21 protein-coding genes are annotated in these 16144 nt (G+C 42.3%); 13 read left to right on the top strand and 8 right to left on the bottom strand.

The genetic code is table 11. From position 1 onward, the window contains the following. Positions 1-21: 21 nt before the first annotated feature. Positions 22-531 (top strand): PTS glucose transporter subunit IIA, encoded by a 510-nt coding sequence (gene crr, locus VCA1004_RS03785; RefSeq protein ID WP_086982686.1) that lies wholly within the window; start codon positions 22-24, stop codon positions 529-531. Positions 532-950: 419 nt separating this feature from the next. On the opposite strand, the gene VCA1004_RS03780 is transcribed toward crr, so the two are convergent. Next, positions 951-1853: a Dyp-type peroxidase gene (locus tag VCA1004_RS03780; protein ID WP_086982684.1), complete on the bottom strand. Its 903-nt coding sequence runs from the start codon at positions 1851-1853 to the stop codon at positions 951-953. 55 nt (positions 1854-1908) lie between these two features. Continuing rightward, complete coding sequence (locus VCA1004_RS03775) at positions 1909-2379, bottom strand: DUF2919 domain-containing protein (protein WP_086982682.1); 471 nt, start codon at positions 2377-2379, stop codon at positions 1909-1911. A 124-nt stretch (positions 2380-2503) separates the two neighbouring features. Here VCA1004_RS03775 and VCA1004_RS03770 point away from each other — a divergent pair, with 124 nt between their 5' ends. Next, complete coding sequence (locus VCA1004_RS03770; protein WP_086982680.1) at positions 2504-2842, top strand: DUF2956 domain-containing protein; 339 nt, start codon at positions 2504-2506, stop codon at positions 2840-2842. Positions 2843-2948: 106 nt separating this feature from the next. Here the strand turns inward: VCA1004_RS03770 and VCA1004_RS03765 are convergent, their stop codons facing one another. Beyond that, complete coding sequence (locus tag VCA1004_RS03765; RefSeq protein WP_086984626.1) at positions 2949-3242, bottom strand: helix-turn-helix domain-containing protein; 294 nt, start codon at positions 3240-3242, stop codon at positions 2949-2951. Positions 3243-3524: 282 nt separating this feature from the next. On the opposite strand from VCA1004_RS03765, the gene VCA1004_RS03760 reads away from it, so the two are divergent. The 4 genes from VCA1004_RS03760 (at position 3525) to VCA1004_RS03745 (ending at position 6091) form a co-directional block, all read left to right on the top strand. Then, entirely contained in the window at positions 3525-3869 is a 345-nt protein-coding gene (locus VCA1004_RS03760) for an ArsC family reductase (RefSeq protein ID WP_086982678.1), read from the top strand. Positions 3870-3882: 13 nt separating this feature from the next. After that, positions 3883-5019 carry a succinyl-diaminopimelate desuccinylase gene (dapE, locus tag VCA1004_RS03755; protein ID WP_086982676.1) on the top strand — a complete coding sequence of 379 codons (1137 nt, stop codon included), beginning with the start codon at positions 3883-3885 and terminating at the stop codon, positions 5017-5019. After that, positions 5016-5702 carry a M15 family metallopeptidase gene (locus tag VCA1004_RS03750; RefSeq protein ID WP_408646876.1) on the top strand — a complete coding sequence of 229 codons (687 nt, stop codon included), beginning with the start codon at positions 5016-5018 and terminating at the stop codon, positions 5700-5702. Before dapE ends, VCA1004_RS03750 begins: the two co-directional genes overlap by 4 nt. A gap of 110 nt (positions 5703-5812) precedes the next feature. Beyond that, positions 5813-6091 (top strand): hypothetical protein, encoded by a 279-nt coding sequence (locus tag VCA1004_RS03745; RefSeq protein WP_086982674.1) that lies wholly within the window; start codon positions 5813-5815, stop codon positions 6089-6091. Positions 6092-6235: 144 nt separating this feature from the next. Here the strand turns inward: VCA1004_RS03745 and bamC are convergent, their stop codons facing one another. Continuing rightward, positions 6236-7267, bottom strand: coding sequence for an outer membrane protein assembly factor BamC (gene bamC, locus VCA1004_RS03740; RefSeq protein ID WP_086982672.1), 1032 nt, complete (start codon positions 7265-7267; stop codon positions 6236-6238). Between the two features lie 48 nt (positions 7268-7315). Then, positions 7316-8194, bottom strand: a complete 879-nt coding sequence (dapA, locus tag VCA1004_RS03735; RefSeq protein ID WP_086982670.1) for a 4-hydroxy-tetrahydrodipicolinate synthase — start codon at positions 8192-8194, stop codon at positions 7316-7318. A gap of 224 nt (positions 8195-8418) precedes the next feature. On the opposite strand from dapA, the gene VCA1004_RS03730 reads away from it, so the two are divergent. Both VCA1004_RS03730 and bcp read left to right on the top strand, forming a co-directional pair. Next, positions 8419-8967, top strand: a complete 549-nt coding sequence (locus VCA1004_RS03730; RefSeq protein WP_086982668.1) for a glycine cleavage system protein R — start codon at positions 8419-8421, stop codon at positions 8965-8967. 74 nt (positions 8968-9041) lie between these two features. After that, positions 9042-9512 carry a thioredoxin-dependent thiol peroxidase gene (gene bcp / locus VCA1004_RS03725; protein ID WP_086982666.1) on the top strand — a complete coding sequence of 157 codons (471 nt, stop codon included), beginning with the start codon at positions 9042-9044 and terminating at the stop codon, positions 9510-9512. A gap of 142 nt (positions 9513-9654) precedes the next feature. On the opposite strand, the gene VCA1004_RS03720 is transcribed toward bcp, so the two are convergent. Further along, entirely contained in the window at positions 9655-10737 is a 1083-nt protein-coding gene (locus tag VCA1004_RS03720) for an AI-2E family transporter (RefSeq protein ID WP_086982664.1), read from the bottom strand. Next, positions 10738-10968 carry a sulfurtransferase TusA family protein gene (locus VCA1004_RS03715; protein WP_086982662.1) on the bottom strand — a complete coding sequence of 77 codons (231 nt, stop codon included), beginning with the start codon at positions 10966-10968 and terminating at the stop codon, positions 10738-10740. Positions 10969-11157: 189 nt separating this feature from the next. On the opposite strand from VCA1004_RS03715, the gene bepA reads away from it, so the two are divergent. The 4 genes from bepA to VCA1004_RS03695 are packed head-to-tail and all read left to right on the top strand — an operon-like array spanning position 11158 to position 14031. Then, positions 11158-12609: a beta-barrel assembly-enhancing protease gene (bepA, locus tag VCA1004_RS03710; RefSeq protein WP_086982660.1), complete on the top strand. Its 1452-nt coding sequence runs from the start codon at positions 11158-11160 to the stop codon at positions 12607-12609. Positions 12610-12635: 26 nt separating this feature from the next. Beyond that, on the top strand, positions 12636-12986 hold the full coding sequence (arsC, locus tag VCA1004_RS03705) for an arsenate reductase (glutaredoxin) (RefSeq protein ID WP_086982658.1): 351 nt from the start codon (positions 12636-12638) through the stop codon (positions 12984-12986). Beyond that, positions 12983-13585 carry an NAD(P)H:quinone oxidoreductase gene (gene wrbA, locus VCA1004_RS03700; protein WP_086982656.1) on the top strand — a complete coding sequence of 201 codons (603 nt, stop codon included), beginning with the start codon at positions 12983-12985 and terminating at the stop codon, positions 13583-13585. Before arsC ends, wrbA begins: the two co-directional genes overlap by 4 nt. 14 nt (positions 13586-13599) lie before the next feature. Next, positions 13600-14031, top strand: a complete 432-nt coding sequence (locus tag VCA1004_RS03695) for a DUF2069 domain-containing protein (protein ID WP_086982654.1) — start codon at positions 13600-13602, stop codon at positions 14029-14031. Between the two features lie 12 nt (positions 14032-14043). On the opposite strand, the gene VCA1004_RS03690 is transcribed toward VCA1004_RS03695, so the two are convergent. Further along, a complete protein-coding gene (locus VCA1004_RS03690) occupies positions 14044-14976 on the bottom strand; it encodes a LysR family transcriptional regulator (protein ID WP_086982652.1) in 933 nt (310 codons plus the stop codon). Positions 14977-15070: 94 nt separating this feature from the next. Here VCA1004_RS03690 and VCA1004_RS03685 point away from each other — a divergent pair, with 94 nt between their 5' ends. After that, positions 15071-16081 carry an NADP-dependent oxidoreductase gene (locus VCA1004_RS03685; RefSeq protein WP_086982651.1) on the top strand — a complete coding sequence of 337 codons (1011 nt, stop codon included), beginning with the start codon at positions 15071-15073 and terminating at the stop codon, positions 16079-16081. The last annotated feature ends 63 nt before the right edge of the window (positions 16082-16144 follow it).

Genomic DNA, 16144 nt, shown 5'->3' with positions numbered 1-16144 from the left:
TTAACTGCTTAGGAGCAAGACATGGGTCTGTTTGACAAACTTAAGAAGCTAGTATCTGACGACACAGCTGACGCAGGCGCGATTGAAATCATCGCACCACTTTCTGGTGAAATTGTAAATATCGAAGACGTGCCAGATGTCGTTTTCGCTGAAAAAATCGTTGGTGATGGCGTTGCTATCAAGCCAAACGGTGACAAAATGGTTGCACCAGTAAACGGTACAATCGGTAAAATCTTTGAAACTAACCACGCTTTCTCTATCGAGTCTGACGATGGCATCGAGTTGTTCGTTCACTTTGGTATCGACACTGTTGAACTAAAAGGTGAAGGCTTTACTCGTATCGCTGAAGAAGGTCAAACTGTTAAAGCTGGTGACACAGTTATCGAATTCGATCTTGCCTACTTACAAGAAAATGCAAAATCAACACTAACACCAGTTGTTATCTCTAACATGGACGAAATCAAAGAGCTTAATAAGCTTTCTGGTAACGTTGTTGTTGGTGAAACTCCGGTTATCCGTATCACTAAGTAATTTTCTTACTCAGTGATACAAAAAACGCTGCTCTCGGGCAGCGTTTTTTTATATCTTTATTTTTTATCTTTCTGCTTTTGATACCAATCACACTAATACCAACTAAGCTCATTCAGTGATCAGATATTTTAACTAACCTCAACTGCGGATAAGAGTGTCACAACAACAATTCTAACCTTACGATATATAAAAGATATATCAGGTACATAGGGTTGGTTACTTTCTCTCAATATTGCAAATTGGGATAGCTAACAAGGCAAAATCATAAGTCAATAGCTGGCCTATTGCATTGATTTTAACGAAGCTAGATGCCCAAAATGCGGTATTGAATGACTTCTAGTTATCCGCATCTGAGGTTAACTACCAAAAAAAAGGCAGCAAAATTGTCTTTGCTGCCCTTCGATGATCATTACAACGAACTAGACTAACTCTAAGCTCGCTAACATCTCTTCTGATGGCGCAAAGAAGTACGCCCCTGTTACGGCTTTGGTAAAGCGTAATAAGTGATCGGTTTTACCATCCGTTTCACCAAACATACTATCTAGTAATACTTTAAAATTATGTAGGCGATTACAATAGGCAATAAATAGCAAACCATGCTCTCCAGACACCGAACCATATGGCAGGCTATGACGGAGCATTTTTAAACCTTTACCTTCTTCTTTGATATCTACACGGCCCACGTGTGATTGCGCAGGTACATTATCCAGTTCAATTGAATCTGGCTTAGTACGACCTATCACTTTTTCTTGTGCTGCAACGTTTAAACGGCTCCACGCTGGTAAGTTATGGACATAACGCTGCACCATCACATAGCTACCACCAGCAAACTCACCTTCAGGAATGACAGCAATAGCACGACGCTCATCCCCTTCTGGGTTTTCAGTACCGTCAATAAAATCGGTCATATCACGGCTATCTAAATAGCGGTAACCGTAAGTTTCATCGATAACCTCAACCTCTTCACTGATCTCAGAGAGTAATTTACGCAATACATAAAAATGCAGATCATGACGGGTAGAATGGCAATGTATTAACACATCCACATCGGTTGCAGGAGCATAGGCATCACCTTGTCCTAGCTCACAGAAAGATTCTAACTCTTCTGGCATCGCTTGGTTTGTCTTTTTCCAAAACGCGTGAGTAAAGGCAAGAGACAGATATAAATTCGCCCCTGTTTGCTCTTTATTTAACAATGCAACTAACTCAGGAAGCGCTTTTAGTTGCTCTAATACATGAGTGTGATTGCTTTTAATTTTCAATAAACACTTCAATGAAAATGGGCTGGCTTCTGGAATAATTGCCGATTGTGGTTGTGACATGCATGTTTCCTTAATCTTTATTGATGTACTCACTCAACAAAGTACAGTTATTGATTTAATTCAGTTGTGGCGTGGTAAAGGTATCTCGAGCCCGTTTTGATTGCAGTAAGAATATCAACAGCCAAACAAGGCCTAATAGGGTAATCGCATCACTCCAATTAAACTGCCATTGGGTTATAGAGAGATGGTAAAAGGTTAATCCCATTTGTACCAACACAACCAAAACCGTATATTCTCGACCAAAAGACAATAGCCTATTTAACCATTGCCGTTCCGGTGTTCTTAAAGGCATACTCCAAGCGAGGATAATAATGGGAAAACCAACGATTAGCCCCAAGTATAAACTATCTGTCAGCGGATAAATAACTTCTAGCAAAGTCGCACTCATCGTACGGCTGGCACTGGCAACAATAAACACCACCCAAGCTTTCGCTAAAAACAGCCAACCAAACCATAACCAAAGACTGGGCTTTAAAAACCCTTGTTTATCATAATCTTCTAATCGGTACGTGACGGCATATTGCACTTTATCAGTTTATCCTCTGTTGTGACTCTTACCTATGTTAATCTAGGCATTAACTCCAATGTATCATCATTGAATCAGCCTCAATCAATCGACCGTTACTTTACCAAAAAATAAGCGCAATAAAATGAAAGTAAACAAGAAAAATATCTCTCCGCAAACTCAGCAAGATGCATTAACCGTTGCGAAATCGATTCAAAAGCCAGGTCAAACAAAAGAACAAACTAAACTTATCGCTCAAGGTATAGAAAAAGGCATCGCTTTATACAAAAAGCAGCATAAAGAAAAACTCAGAGAAGCCGATAAGCTACGTAAAAAACAATCTCAAAATGCCTTTAAGTCCGCACAAGACTTACCTGCGCACACAGAAGAGTCCTCACCACGCTCTCAGCCTACGCTTCTTCCTTGGTTACTGCTGCTCGTAAGTTGGGTTGGATTTATCAGTTATTTACTGCTCTTAAAATAAATTACGGTGCTTAAAACAAACTACTGTGCCTAAAACAAACTACCGTGCGTAAAATATGGCGCAGCTATCACAATACCCCAATAGCGCTGCCTGTTGGGGGCCCCGATTACAGCTTGGCAGGCAGGCTCAAAAAGCTCGCAATATCTGTTTTCCATTTTTTGAGTACTCGGACATCAAATGGCCCCCAGTTATTGACAGTATAATAGCCATCATTATGGCGGCGACCATCTTGCACAAAAGATAAATCAATACCAATGGCCGGCAAGGCTTTTAACACATCCTGAATGGTCCTTCTTGGCCAACCTGTTATCGCCATCAATTTCGGCACATTTGGGCGATCAACATCTTTTATTAGCAAAGCAATATACAAACGCCTTGCAAATACCGGGCTTAACTCCACAGCTTCATCCTCAACAATGACCCATTGGATCGGTAAAATCACTGTTATCCATTATCCTCAGATAAATAGCGGTCTTTTTGCTCAGGATCAATTGGAATCGAATCCCACAAAATTCTTTGTTCATTTACACGGAAAAATGTGCATTAAAACGTTCAATTGTGTACGATTCGTTACATGCTTTATTGAGATATGAATTTATCGCTTACGTTGACAGAGCATCAGCAAGTTCGCTTTTTTAATAGAAGTAACTCATTAAAAAAACAGATAAAACAGGAAAACTATATGCTTACCATGTACGGTATCCCAAATTGTGACACCATAAAAAAAGCCAAAAAGTGGTTAGAGTCCGAAGGCATTGACTATCAATTTCATAACTACCGTAAAGATGGTATTACCCCGGAACTCGTCACTGCATTTTGTCAAACATTTGGCTGGGACAAAGTCGTCAACAAACGCAGCACAACGTATCGTCAACTGACTGAAGAGCAAAAAAATCAACTGGATGAACATGCGGCGATCGCTTTATTGGTGGAACACCCTGCTATGATAAAACGTCCAATATTACTGAGTGAATCGGTCGCGCTAATTGGATTTAAAGCCGCTGAATATGATGAAAAATTAAAATAAGGAAATAACAAGGATGTCTGCTAGCCCAGTACTCGAACTTGCACAACAGCTTCTAGAACGTCAATCGGTGACACCTGAAGATGCTGGTTGCCAAGATCTTATGATCGAACGTTTGCAAGCATTAGGCTTTGAAATTGAAGTCATGGTGTTTGAAGATACGACAAACTTTTGGGCCCGCCGTGGCACCAAAGCACCACTCTTTGCTTTTGCAGGCCATACTGATGTTGTTCCGTCAGGGCCACTGGACCAATGGCATACTCCCCCGTTTGAGCCGACGGTGATTGATGGTTATTTACATGCGCGTGGTGCGGCTGATATGAAAGGTTCGTTAGCTTGTATGGTCGTCGCCGTTGAGCGATTTATTGCAGAGCATCCTAACCATCAAGGTTCTATTGCGTTTCTCATCACCTCTGATGAAGAAGGGCCTTTCATCAATGGCACCACTCGTGTTGTCGATACCTTAATGGCACGCAATGAAATTATTGATATGTGCATTGTCGGGGAACCCTCTAGCACTAGCCAAGTGGGTGATGTCATTAAAAATGGCCGTCGAGGTTCGATGACTGGCGACTTGACCATTAAAGGTATTCAAGGGCACGTGGCTTACCCACATTTAGCCAATAATCCAGTCCATCAAGCCTTGCCTGCTTTGGCCGAATTAGCCTCCACCACCTGGGATAACGGCAATGCTTATTTTCCACCGACCAGCTTCCAAATCCCCAATGTGGCCGCCGGGACTGGTGCTTCGAATGTTATCCCTGGAGAATTTCACGTCCAGTTTAATTTTCGCTTTAGCACAGAGTTGACCGATCAAGAAATTAAACGCCGAGTCCACTCTATCTTAGATGCTCATGGTCTTGACTATGATCTAAAATGGACTTTAAGCGGACAGCCATTTTTAACCGATACCGGACCATTAATTGATGCGGTGGTCGCTGCAGTAAAAGCGGTGAATCATCAACCAGCGCAACTGCTGACCACGGGGGGCACATCGGATGGTCGTTTCATCGCACAAATGGGCAGCCAAGTGGTTGAATTAGGTCCCGTCAATGCCACCATTCATAAAGTCAATGAATGTGTGAAAATTGCCGACCTAGAAAAGCTGACCGATATGTATCAAAAAACTTTAGAGAATTGTCTAGCATCATGATGAACTATTCACTTGAGCAATTAACCGGATTAACTCAAACCCATTTAACGTCAATCCTCGTGGGAGAGAAAACGTTTTTAGTGCATAAACAGATAAAACCGCAGTTAGAGGGGTTGATCCAACAGGCTCAAGTGAATGGCTTTGCATTTTCTATCGCCAGTAGCTTTCGTGATTACCCTCGCCAAGCATTGATCTGGAATGGTAAATTTTCTGGCGAACGCCCTATTCTCGATAACCATAGCCAGCCACTTGATCCTCACCGGTTATCCGATTTGGAAAAAGTCTATGCGATTATGCGTTGGTCGGCTTTACCCGGAGCCAGCCGTCATCATTGGGGGTGTGAGCTGGATGTGTATGCACGTAATTGCCTCCCCTCAGAAGTCAGTCTCAAACTCGAACCATGGGAATATTTAACTGGGCATCAAGCTGAATTTAACCAATGGCTTAACGAGTACCTGCCTCAATTTGGCTTTTATCGCCCTTATCAAGCCGATCGCAATGGGGTAGCGATTGAACCTTGGCATATCAGCCATATTCAAACTGGCCAAACGATGCTACAGCAACTCACTGTCGAAAAATTACAACACGTTTGGGAACAGCATCCATTCCTAGGCTCAAAGCTCGTCTCTGAGCATGCTGAAAGCCTATACAAGCGCTTTATTGTCAATATTAGTCAAGCATAAACTAAAACTCAGCTTATGCTCACAGTGGCTTAGGTTGAACTCTCTTAAACTGATAGAATTGGTCACACTCTGTCATTGTCGGTCAGCTCCGCTCATCATAGGTGAATAATATGAATGTCGAATGGTTACTCAATCCTTGGGTCATCAGTATCATTATCGTGGTCTTTATCATTGGTAACTTAGCTTCCATGAAATACCTAGGTAACTCTCATTTAATACGCAAGAACCCAAAACAAAAATCCGATTTAGATAAACTGATAGAGATTTATAAAGAGAAAGACCGGCAAGCAGCTCATGAGAATCAAGCTGTCCATGAAAATCCAACTGTTCATGAAGATAAAGACAAGACGCCTCACTCTTCTCATGAGCAAGAACCGCCTCAAAAATAAATCGATAAACTCCACCTCATAAAAAACCCTGTATGGCCAGCAAGCTATACAGGGTTTTGTACTTTTCATCCACTTAATAGGTGGTGGTATTGTTTAACCTTAACTGCGGATAGCGTGATTTCTCGTTATCCGCCGTTGATGAGGTTATTTATGTTGTTTATCGTTATCAAACAACGCCTGCAATACGGGGATCAAGGTTTGCAGCTGTTCTTCTGGAAGTGGTTTACCATCATCATCGGTCACGTTGATCGACGTACGGTTATCCAAGTCACCTAATAAGAAACTGTAGTTCTTATTATTTAGCGTTAATGGTTCAACCCCTAATTGCTGCCAAACTGAATCTTCAGGCGCTTTATAATCGGTATCCATCATACCTTGAGAGCGGTTCTTATCTTCTACCGTAAAACCAATCGATGGTAATGTCTTATCCAGTTTAGTCCATAACAAATCATACGGAGCACGAGCAATAATCACCGGTAAGCCACTGCGGTCTTTACCCATAACGACCGGAATATTATTAATCAATTCTAAAGCTCGCAGTCTTGCTTCTTCCGTTACTTGCTTGTCGTATTGAGTCGTAATGTAGTTAACCATAGTGCTGGAATAACGATCTTTGATCTCTGGTGTTAACTGAATCTCATCACCATTTTCTTTCCATTCCACCAAGGAAACATGAAAGCCATAACGCCCCCCGGCTTGCAAGCGCTCAATCTCATAGCGACCCGCAATTGGGTAAGATTCATCTTGAGCACTCAAATTCACCCAATCGGTTTCTAAAGAGGTCGCCGTATCGCTACGTAACGCGATCTGTTTTTCATCCGCCACTCGGTGAATCATAGTCCAAACTTTGTCTAGCTCGTCTTGGCTAATTAACCATACGGTCACGTCGCTATCTTGTTTTTCAATTCGAGCACCAGGGATAAGCTCTAACACTTGTTGTGGGGCACGAATATCAACAGCAGGGCCTAAGTTGCCAGAAAAGTTACCTTGCGGAACATTATATTGAGGGTAAAACTGAGGTTGCGCATCTGGCAAACTTTTCCATTGCTGATCTAACGAGGTATCTAAATAAGCAAAATCATCTTTTGCCTGACGACGTTCTTCAGGATCGCCAGCACATGCCGACAATACCAATACCGCTAACGAGCTAATCACCAGCTGGTGAGAGAATTTCATGTAAATACAACTCCTGATAAGAAACCTGAAAAAAGCTTCAGGTCCATCTTATTGAATACCGGCATCCTTTAATGCTTGTGTAACGATAACTTGAGCAGGCTCAGATAATACGGTTAATGGTAAACGTAAATCGCCTTCTTTAATTAACCCCATCTGATGAGCGGCCCATTTCACTGGAATCGGGCTAGATTCAACAAATAAGTTTTTATGTAAAGGCATCAATTTTTGGTTAATTTTCTCAGCTTCTTCAAACTGACCATCTGCCGCTAATTGAAACATTTGAGCCATGTCTGCCGCGGCAATATTGTTGGTCACAGAAATCACACCATCACCACCGAGCTTAACAAAATCTAAGCCTGTCGCGTCATCGCCACTTAGTAAGATAAAATCTTCACCACAAAGTTCACGGAATTTTTCAACACGAGACAAATCCCCTGTCGCATCTTTAATGCCGACAATTTTATCCAGTTTAGATAAACGACCTACCGTTTCAGGCAACAAATCAACGCCAGTACGGCCGGGTACATTATAGAGAATCACCGGAACTTCACTGACTTCAGCAATCGCTTTATAGTGCTGGTATAAACCTTCTTGTGTCGGCTTGTTGTAATATGGCGTGACGCTTAAGCAGCCCGCTACACCAGAATTGTTCAATAAACGGCTAAAGGTCACCGCTTCATGTGTAGCATTTGCTCCCGTACCGGCAATAATAGGAATACGCCCTGCCGCAAACTCTACGGTTTTATTTACAACTTTCACATGTTCTTCCACTGTGAGTGTTGCCGATTCGCCCGTCGTTCCCACTGCAACAATGCCATTTGAACCTGACTTTATGTGATATTCCACTAGGCTTTTTAGGCTATCGTAGTCAACTTCACCGAGATGATTAAAAGGCGTAACTAATGCAACAATACTTTTTGAGAACATGTTTTTCTCCTTATCCAATGATTACTGCATGTTACTTTAACCTCCTTAATAAAGACAAGCACCCAGCCAGCCTTTCTCAGCATTTACAACGAAATAATGACATGAGGCAAAGTTCTCAAGTTAAACAACTCTTTTCGATCAAATGATGGATTCGCGTATACTGAATCACTTACCTGTCTTTCATGGTATGATATTTAGGTTATTTCAATTGGGATGCTGAGCTTATGATTCATCATTTAGTCATTACTGCCGTCGGAACCGATCGTCCAGGAATCTGTAATCATTTAACGCAAGTCGTTACACACTCCGGTGGCAATATTGTCGATAGTCGCATCGCGTTATTCGGCAAAGAATTCACCTTAATTATGTTGGTGTCGGGTAAAACCAATACCATTACGCGAATTGAAAATTTACTGCCTTCGATCAGTGTTGAACACGATCTTATGGTCGTCATGAAGCGTACCGCGCCTCATCAAGTCCCCCAATATACTTACAAAATAGAATGTACTGTTGAATCAGAAGACCGAGTGGGGTTAACCGAAGCCTTCACTCAATTTTTTTCCAATCATCACATCAATATTTCAGCCTTAAGCGCACAAACGCTCAAAGCCCCGGACAATACGCATGATGCGCTCTCCGATCAGTTCCACATTTCTATTTCAGGATTAACCGAGTTAGACATCGACATTCAAGCCCTGCAAGCCTCGTTTGAAAAACTCTGTAGCACCTTATCCGTCTCAGGTGAACTACAAATCCATCCCAAAGCAGACTGATGCGTCGATGGCTCACACGATTTAACTCAAGACATTTCACTCAAGAAAGTGACAGACCATAAAAAGGAATCGATATGCAAACGCTAACGGCAGGCACCCCTGCACCACAATTTTCTTTGCTTGATCAAGATGGCAACACCGTCTCGTTGACCGATTTTAGTGGCAAGAAAGTTCTTTTTTACTTTTACCCTAAAGCCATGACACCGGGTTGTACGGTACAAGCTCAAGGCTTACGTGATATTCAACAGCAATTAGCTGACAAAAATGTTGTGGTATTGGGCGTCAGTATTGACCCGGTAAAACGTCTGGGTAAATTTATTGAACGTGATAACTTAAACTTCACTTTACTCTCAGATGAAGACCACAGTGTTGCCGAAGCATTTGGTGTGTGGGGCGAGAAAAAATTCATGGGTAAAGTCTACGACGGACTGCATCGTATCAGCTTTTTAATTGATGAGAATGGCGTTATTGAGCATGTCTTCAATAAATTCAAAACGAAAGATCATCATGAAGTTGTGCTGAATTATTTAAATGAACAAGCCTAGTTATCTGATAGCTATTTTAGCATTTGTATATCTGTAGATTCGGGTTGTTATTGTGACACTCTTATCCACCATTGAGGTTAAATAACAAAAAATGCCCAGCAAGTTGGGCATTTTTTATTCATCAGCAATAACGACTTTTCGCTTAATAATAGCTACTTTGATTGTGTTTATCGTTTTCTTCTGTACTGGGTAGCGCATGCCAAACTGCCTTGACTAAGGTCGCTAATGGAATCGCAAAAAACACTCCCCAAAAGCCCCATAATCCACCAAATACTAATACCGCAACAATGATGGCAACCGGGTGTAAGTTAACCGCTTCTGAAAATAAAACTGGCACCAATACATTCCCATCCAACATTTGTACAATCCCATAGGCCAAAATGACCCAATAAAATTGTGAACCTAGGCCCCATTGGAATAAAGCCACTAAGACCACTGGGACAGTAACGGCTACTGCGCCTATATAAGGGATCAAGACCGAAAACCCAACTGCCACTGCCAATAACACAGGGTAGCGCAAACCAAAGAAGAAAAAGACCAAATAGCTTGCCACGCCAACAATCACAATCTCAACGACTTTACCGCGAATGTAATTGGAGATTTGGCTGTGCATTTCATCCCATACTTTGGTGGCTAAGCGACGATTTTGTGGCAATACTCCACTTAAAATGGCCAGTAATTCTGATTTATCTTTTAACAAGAAAAAAATCAGTAACGGTACAAGGACCAAATACACACCTAAGGTAGCAATGCTTAATAGTGACGACATTGAGCCACTTAAAATCGCATCGCCCATCCCTAAGATTTTTGCTTGAGCGTTATGCATAATCACTTCAATAATCTGCAAATCAGCTAAGTCAGGGTAGCGTTGTGGTAACGTGGCGATGTAGCGTTGAAAGGTCGCGTACATATTCGGCATATCATTCAATAAACTAGCAATTTGTCGCCAGATAGTTGGGATAAGACCAAATAACGCCAACAACATCAAACCAATAAAAGCACTCACTACCACCGCAACGCTGGCAAGACGAGGTAACCCCATTTTGGTTAAACGATTCACGGGCCATTCCAATAAATACGCTAAAACAATTGCTATCAGTAACGGTGCAATTAAATGCCCAAAAAAATAAATAGTAATAAAACCAAACAATAAAATCGCCACTAAGCTTACCGCATGTGGGTCAGAGAACCGTCGTTTATACCAATGAACTATCATGTCAAACATTTAACGTTGTTCCTTTTTTGTCACCAATAAAGTCCACTCAGCTTGTTGCTGTTGTACTTCTACTGAATATGGGTATTGGCTAAAATAGCGAGTCATATCGACTACTGAAGCCTGATCGTGAGATAAAATGGTTAAACTCTGATGCTGCTGTAACGTTTTGCTATGCCGCTTGGCTAACAGCAGTGCCATAGGGCAACGTTCAGCTCGTAAATCCAGGCAATTGTCTTTCATTTGTCTATCCATTTTTATGCAAAACTCGACCAAATGACTTTATGATTTGAATCCCAGCGAGTATAAATAGTTTATACAAAAAAGAAACCAAGTAGAGGGCATAAGGTCTTATATAATTGAGTAACAAAAGATAAACTCTCAATCATTGACTTTATAACGTAAATTCATAAATGGATGTTGCTTAACGATATGCGCCAATTTTTTCGCACTACCGCCTGTGTTTGTCTTTCGACTTTACTGTGCCTACAACCTGTCGCTTATGCCCAACAAGATTTGCCGGATATAGGGACCACTGCGGCTGGCACATTGACTATTGCTCAAGAGCTCGAATATGGGGATGCTTATATGCGAATCTTACGCAGCAGCAGCCCTATTATTAATGACCCGGTAATGGATGAGTATATTACTGCTTTAGGCCACCAGTTGGTCGCTAATGCAAATGATGTCAAAACGCCCTTTCATTTCCATCTTATCCGAGATGGCAGCGTCAACGCCTTCGCCTTTTTTGGTGGTTATGTCGTCGCCAATACTGGATTATTTTTGCATGCAAGCAACGAAAGTGAATTGGCTTCTGTTTTTGCTCACGAAATATCCCATATCACGCAACGTCACTTAGCCAGACACATGGAAGATCAGGCTCGCCGCACCCCACTCACCATTGCGGCATTAGTCGGTTCATTATTGCTTGCGATTGCCTCTCCCGAAGCCGGGATTGCCGCCGTCAATGCTACAACCGCAGGATCGATGCAAGCCAGTATTAACTACACTCGCTCTAATGAACAAGAAGCCGACCGCTTTGGTATCGCGACCTTAGCCAGAGCCGGGTTTGATCCTGAAGGTATGCCTAACTTTTTTGGTCATCTTGCCGATCAATATCGTTATGCCAGCACGCCACCACCGATGTTATTGAGTCACCCATTACCAAAATCGCGCTTAACTGAAGCCAGAGATCGAGCAGGACAATACCCAAGAGTCAATCCCCCAGTTTCACTTGATTTCCACCTTGCCAAAGCGCGAGTGGTGGCACGCTATGCCAATATTGATTCTGATCGCGCCTTAGATTGGTTTAATCGCAAATTAAAGTCCGCCACCCCAATCATGAAACCAACCTTAGAGTATGGACAAGCTTTGGTGTATTTAGACAGCGGTAAAATTAGCCAAGCAGAGTCGATCTTAACCCGATTATTACAAAGCGATCCCTATAATAATTTTTACTTAGATGCTGCCGCAGATTTATATATCCATAAAAAGCAATATGACACGGCAATAAGCTTGTTAAAAAAAGCGTTGGAAAGAAAACCTGGCAATAGCGTCTTAACCATTAACTATGCCAATGTCTTAATTGAAGCCAACCAGAATAAAGAAGCCATTTCAATTTTGCAAAAATACACACACGCCAACCCAGATCAACCGGTTGGCTGGTCATTATTGGCAGACGCAAATGGTCACCTTGCCAATGAAGCAGAACAATTAGCGGCTCAAGCTGAAATCTTTGCCCTGAGTGCCAACTGGAATAAAGCGATAACCAATTACACCCGGGCCAGCCAAATTGTTAAATTAGGCAGTTTACAGCAAGCCCGTTACGATGCTCGAATTGATCAATTACGCCTCGAGCAACAACGTTTTGCAGCATTACAATAATCATTTATCCAATACAGGAATACACTATGTCCGTTATTATTTATCACAATCCACGCTGTTCAAAGAGCCGTCAAACCTTAGAACTGTTGACACAAAAAGGTATTGAACCACAAATCGTTAAATATTTAGATGACACCCCTAGTGTTGAAGCGTTACAACAATTATTCCAACAGCTTGGTTTAAATGAGGTACGTGACATGATGCGTACTAAAGAAGATATTTATAAACAGCTGAACTTAGCAGCAGCTCAAGTCACTGATCAGCAATTATTCGAAGCTATGGCCGCTCACCCTAAATTGATCGAACGCCCCATCGTAGTCGCTAATGGTCAAGCCCGTCATGGTCGCCCACCAGAACAAGTACTTGAGATCCTATGAGCCTCACGCCAACTCATCAAGTGAGCTTGTTAGTGTTGTACCATAGCCGCCATGGTACAACTCAACAATTGGCTCGCCACATTGCTCGAGGTATTGAAAGTGTTCCTCATTGCCAAGCGCGCTTACGAACTGTCGCGGAAATCGAGGCCAGTGACTATTCGCCCCTCGACCCAATTGTGGATATACAAGAACTGAAACAATGTGATGGTTTAGCCTTAGGTAGCCCGGTTTGGTTTGGCAATATGAGTGCTGCAATGAAGCACTTTTGGGATCAAACCAGCTCACTGTGGCTATCAGGAGCCTTAATCGATAAACCCGCTTGTGTCTTCACTAGCTCGTCATCACCCCATGGTGGACAAGAAACCACTCAGCAATCAATGATGTTACCGCTGTTACATCATGGCATGTTGATTCTAGGGATCCCTTATTCTGAACCTCAATTACACACTAGCTTTAAAGGAGGGACTCCCTATGGAGCCAGCTCTGTGAGTAAGGAAAACCAACAATTTTTAGATAAACAAGTGACCGAGTTAGCATTTGCTCAAGGTCAACGTTTAGCCAAAGTCGCATTGGCTTTATCATCTTCCGACCGTCTCTAGTTGAAAATGGATTTATGACTTACGCACCCCAACCTTCACTTCATGCTTCTCGCTATTTAGCGCTGCTCAGTTACTTGGCCTTATTAGCTTGGGTTATCTTATGGCACGGATTCCTTTCACCACACCCCGACCTCAATCCAACCGCAGTCACGGTCGGTTGGTGCATACCGTTATTGCTGCCTTTTATCGGCATTATCAAAGGTAAGCCTTACACCCATGCGTGGGCGAACTTTATTTTAATGTTTTACTTTTTGCATTCTTTGACTCTTTTATACGTTGATAATGGCGAGCGCTGGTTAGCCGCGGTAGAACTTATCCTAACCAGTCTTAATTTTGTGGGCAACATCTTATACGCAAGACAACAAGGCAAAGCACTTGGCCTTAAATTAACTCGCCTTTCAGAAGTTGAAAAACAAGAAAAGGCCAAATTTGAACATCAAAAATAATCGTCTTGGCTATTAATCTTCAAAGGCTTGCGAGATCACTTTTTGAATTTCCGTTCTTAACCAACGATGCGCCAAGTTATTATGTTGTCTAGCATGCCAAACCATATAATATTGGTAATCTGCGGTTTCTATCGGTGGCTGACGAATCACAATATCCAGTTGTTCAGCCATCTTTTTCGCCAAACAACCCGGTAACGTCAGTAACAAATCACTCTGTTCTACCGCATAAGGAGCTGCAGTAAAATGCGGCATTCTTAATACCACATTGCGCTTATGACCAATCTTGGCCAGCGCCACATCAATCGCCCCAGCGCGATCGCCTCCCATAGTGATTAAGGCATGAGCACTGTCGCAATAAGCTTGCAAAGTTAATTCTTTATCCGCTAATGGATGACCTTTACGCATGATCGTGACCAAACGATCAGGGCCTAAAGCTTGAGCATAAATATCCGCCTGCGCTTTTTGTACATTGCTACTAAACCCTAAATCAGCCTCACCTAATGACAATTTTTCCATCATGTCAGGCTGGCGATTCAAGCAGGTTAAAGACACGCCCGGCGCTTGATCAAATAAAGTTTTATACACTGGCGGCATAAACACCTGAGAAAAGAAATCACTCATCATTAAGGCAAAATGAGTATGAGCATCTTGTGGCTCAAAAGCAGCAGGATTTAACAAGGTTTCCGCATGTTGCAACAAACAATCGAGAGAGCTCGACATTTCGATGGTGCGTTCCGTTGGAATTAACCCCCCTTTAGTGCGAACAAATAGAGGATCGCCGAACTGATGCCTTAATCGCTGTAAAGTGCGACTCATTGCCGATTGAGTAATATTCAGTTGAATCGCCGCTTTGGTCACACTTTTCGCTCGTATCAAGGCTTGCAGTGCCACTAATAAATTTAAATCAACTTGGCTTAACTTATTCATGATATGATTTTTACTCATTTTGGTAATCAAAATTATGCATTAGGAATATATTACATTTACGGCTAATCTAAAAATCTAATTTGAAAGTTCTTCATCACATATAGAGGTTCCGATGCCCATTGAAAGTAAAGGTTATGCTTTAAAACAGCGCCCAGCAGGATTGCCAACCCTTGATTGTTTTGAACTCCAAACTGAAACCATCAGTGCGATTACTGATGGTCAAATTGTCATTAAAAACCTTTGGTTATCAGTCGACCCTTATATGCGTGGTCGTATGTCTGATGCAGAAAGCTATGTGCCACCGTTTCAATTAGGTGAGCTGATGCAAGGCTCTGCTATTGGTGAAGTTATTGAATCTAAGCACCCCGATTTCAAGGTAGGCGACAAAGTCAACAGCATGCTCGGATGGCGCGAATACGCCGTATCGAATGGTGACATGGTGCAAAAGCTACCGCACACCGAACTCCCAGATCAAAGCTTTCTTGGCGTGGCAGGAATGCCGGGACTCACCGCTTGGGTCGGCTTGAATATCATCGGTGAATTAAAAGAAGGCGATACCGTCTTAGTCTCTGCCGCCTCAGGTGCTGTCGGCAGCCTAGTCTGTCAATTTGCGAAACTTAAAGGTTGTCGCGTTATCGGTAGTGCTGGCAGTGCTGAAAAAATTGAATGGTTGCAATCACTTGGTGTGGATGCCGTGATTAACTACAAAGATTATCACAACGCACAACAGCTTGAGGCCGCCTTGGCAGAACATTGCCCTGATGGCGTTGACCTGTGTTATGAAAACGTTGGCGGTGATCATTTTGAAGCGGCCCTCAACCTCTTAAACCGATATGGTCGTATGGCCGTTTGTGGAATGATTGATTTATATAATTTAGAAGACGCCAAAGCCGGACCGAATAACCTGGCTAACATCGTTAAAAAGAGTTTAAAAATTCAAGGCTTTATTGTCTCAGATCACTGGGAACATTACCCCAATTATGTGGCGCAACTTAGCCAATGGGTCAAAGAAGGAAAAATCAGTTGGAAAGAAACCGTACGACACGGTATTGAATCAACGCCTAATGCTTTCCTTGGTCTATTCAATGGTGAAAATATCGGAAAAATGTTAATTCAGCTGTAAATAAATCCAGCAAGACATTAACCCAAAATAACGATCAATCCGTAGACAACATGACATATTTAC

The sequence above is a fragment of the Vibrio aphrogenes genome, assembly GCF_002157735.2.
In the GTDB taxonomy this organism is placed as follows: domain Bacteria; phylum Pseudomonadota; class Gammaproteobacteria; order Enterobacterales; family Vibrionaceae; genus Vibrio; species Vibrio aphrogenes.
Note: the sequence above shows the minus strand (reverse complement) of the source record. Positions and strands in the feature narration are given on the sequence as shown.

Bases quoted from the DNA above. Each gene is read 5' to 3' on its own strand.
- VCA1004_RS03770 (WP_086982680.1), top strand. From the start codon at position 2,504: ATGAAAGTAAACAAGAAAAATATCTCTCCGCAAACTCAGCAAGATGCA.
- VCA1004_RS03695 (WP_086982654.1), top strand. From the start codon at position 13,600: ATGACTTACGCACCCCAACCTTCACTTCATGCTTCTCGCTATTTAGCG.
- VCA1004_RS03685 (WP_086982651.1), top strand. From the start codon at position 15,071: ATGCCCATTGAAAGTAAAGGTTATGCTTTAAAACAGCGCCCAGCAGGA.
- arsC (WP_086982658.1), top strand. From the start codon at position 12,636: ATGTCCGTTATTATTTATCACAATCCACGCTGTTCAAAGAGCCGTCAA.
- wrbA (WP_086982656.1), top strand. From the start codon at position 12,983: ATGAGCCTCACGCCAACTCATCAAGTGAGCTTGTTAGTGTTGTACCAT.
- VCA1004_RS03690 (WP_086982652.1), bottom strand. From the start codon at position 14,976: ATGAGTAAAAATCATATCATGAATAAGTTAAGCCAAGTTGATTTAAAT.
- dapE (WP_086982676.1), top strand. From the start codon at position 3,883: ATGTCTGCTAGCCCAGTACTCGAACTTGCACAACAGCTTCTAGAACGT.
- VCA1004_RS03780 (WP_086982684.1), bottom strand. From the start codon at position 1,853: ATGTCACAACCACAATCGGCAATTATTCCAGAAGCCAGCCCATTTTCA.
- VCA1004_RS03720 (WP_086982664.1), bottom strand. From the start codon at position 10,737: ATGTTTGACATGATAGTTCATTGGTATAAACGACGGTTCTCTGACCCA.
- bcp (WP_086982666.1), top strand. From the start codon at position 9,042: ATGCAAACGCTAACGGCAGGCACCCCTGCACCACAATTTTCTTTGCTT.
- bamC (WP_086982672.1), bottom strand. From the start codon at position 7,267: ATGAAATTCTCTCACCAGCTGGTGATTAGCTCGTTAGCGGTATTGGTA.
- dapA (WP_086982670.1), bottom strand. From the start codon at position 8,194: ATGTTCTCAAAAAGTATTGTTGCATTAGTTACGCCTTTTAATCATCTC.
- crr (WP_086982686.1), top strand. From the start codon at position 22: ATGGGTCTGTTTGACAAACTTAAGAAGCTAGTATCTGACGACACAGCT.
- VCA1004_RS03730 (WP_086982668.1), top strand. From the start codon at position 8,419: ATGATTCATCATTTAGTCATTACTGCCGTCGGAACCGATCGTCCAGGA.
- VCA1004_RS03750 (WP_408646876.1), top strand. From the start codon at position 5,016: ATGATGAACTATTCACTTGAGCAATTAACCGGATTAACTCAAACCCAT.
- VCA1004_RS03745 (WP_086982674.1), top strand. From the start codon at position 5,813: ATGAATGTCGAATGGTTACTCAATCCTTGGGTCATCAGTATCATTATC.
- VCA1004_RS03760 (WP_086982678.1), top strand. From the start codon at position 3,525: ATGCTTACCATGTACGGTATCCCAAATTGTGACACCATAAAAAAAGCC.
- bepA (WP_086982660.1), top strand. From the start codon at position 11,158: ATGCGCCAATTTTTTCGCACTACCGCCTGTGTTTGTCTTTCGACTTTA.
- VCA1004_RS03715 (WP_086982662.1), bottom strand. From the start codon at position 10,968: ATGAAAGACAATTGCCTGGATTTACGAGCTGAACGTTGCCCTATGGCA.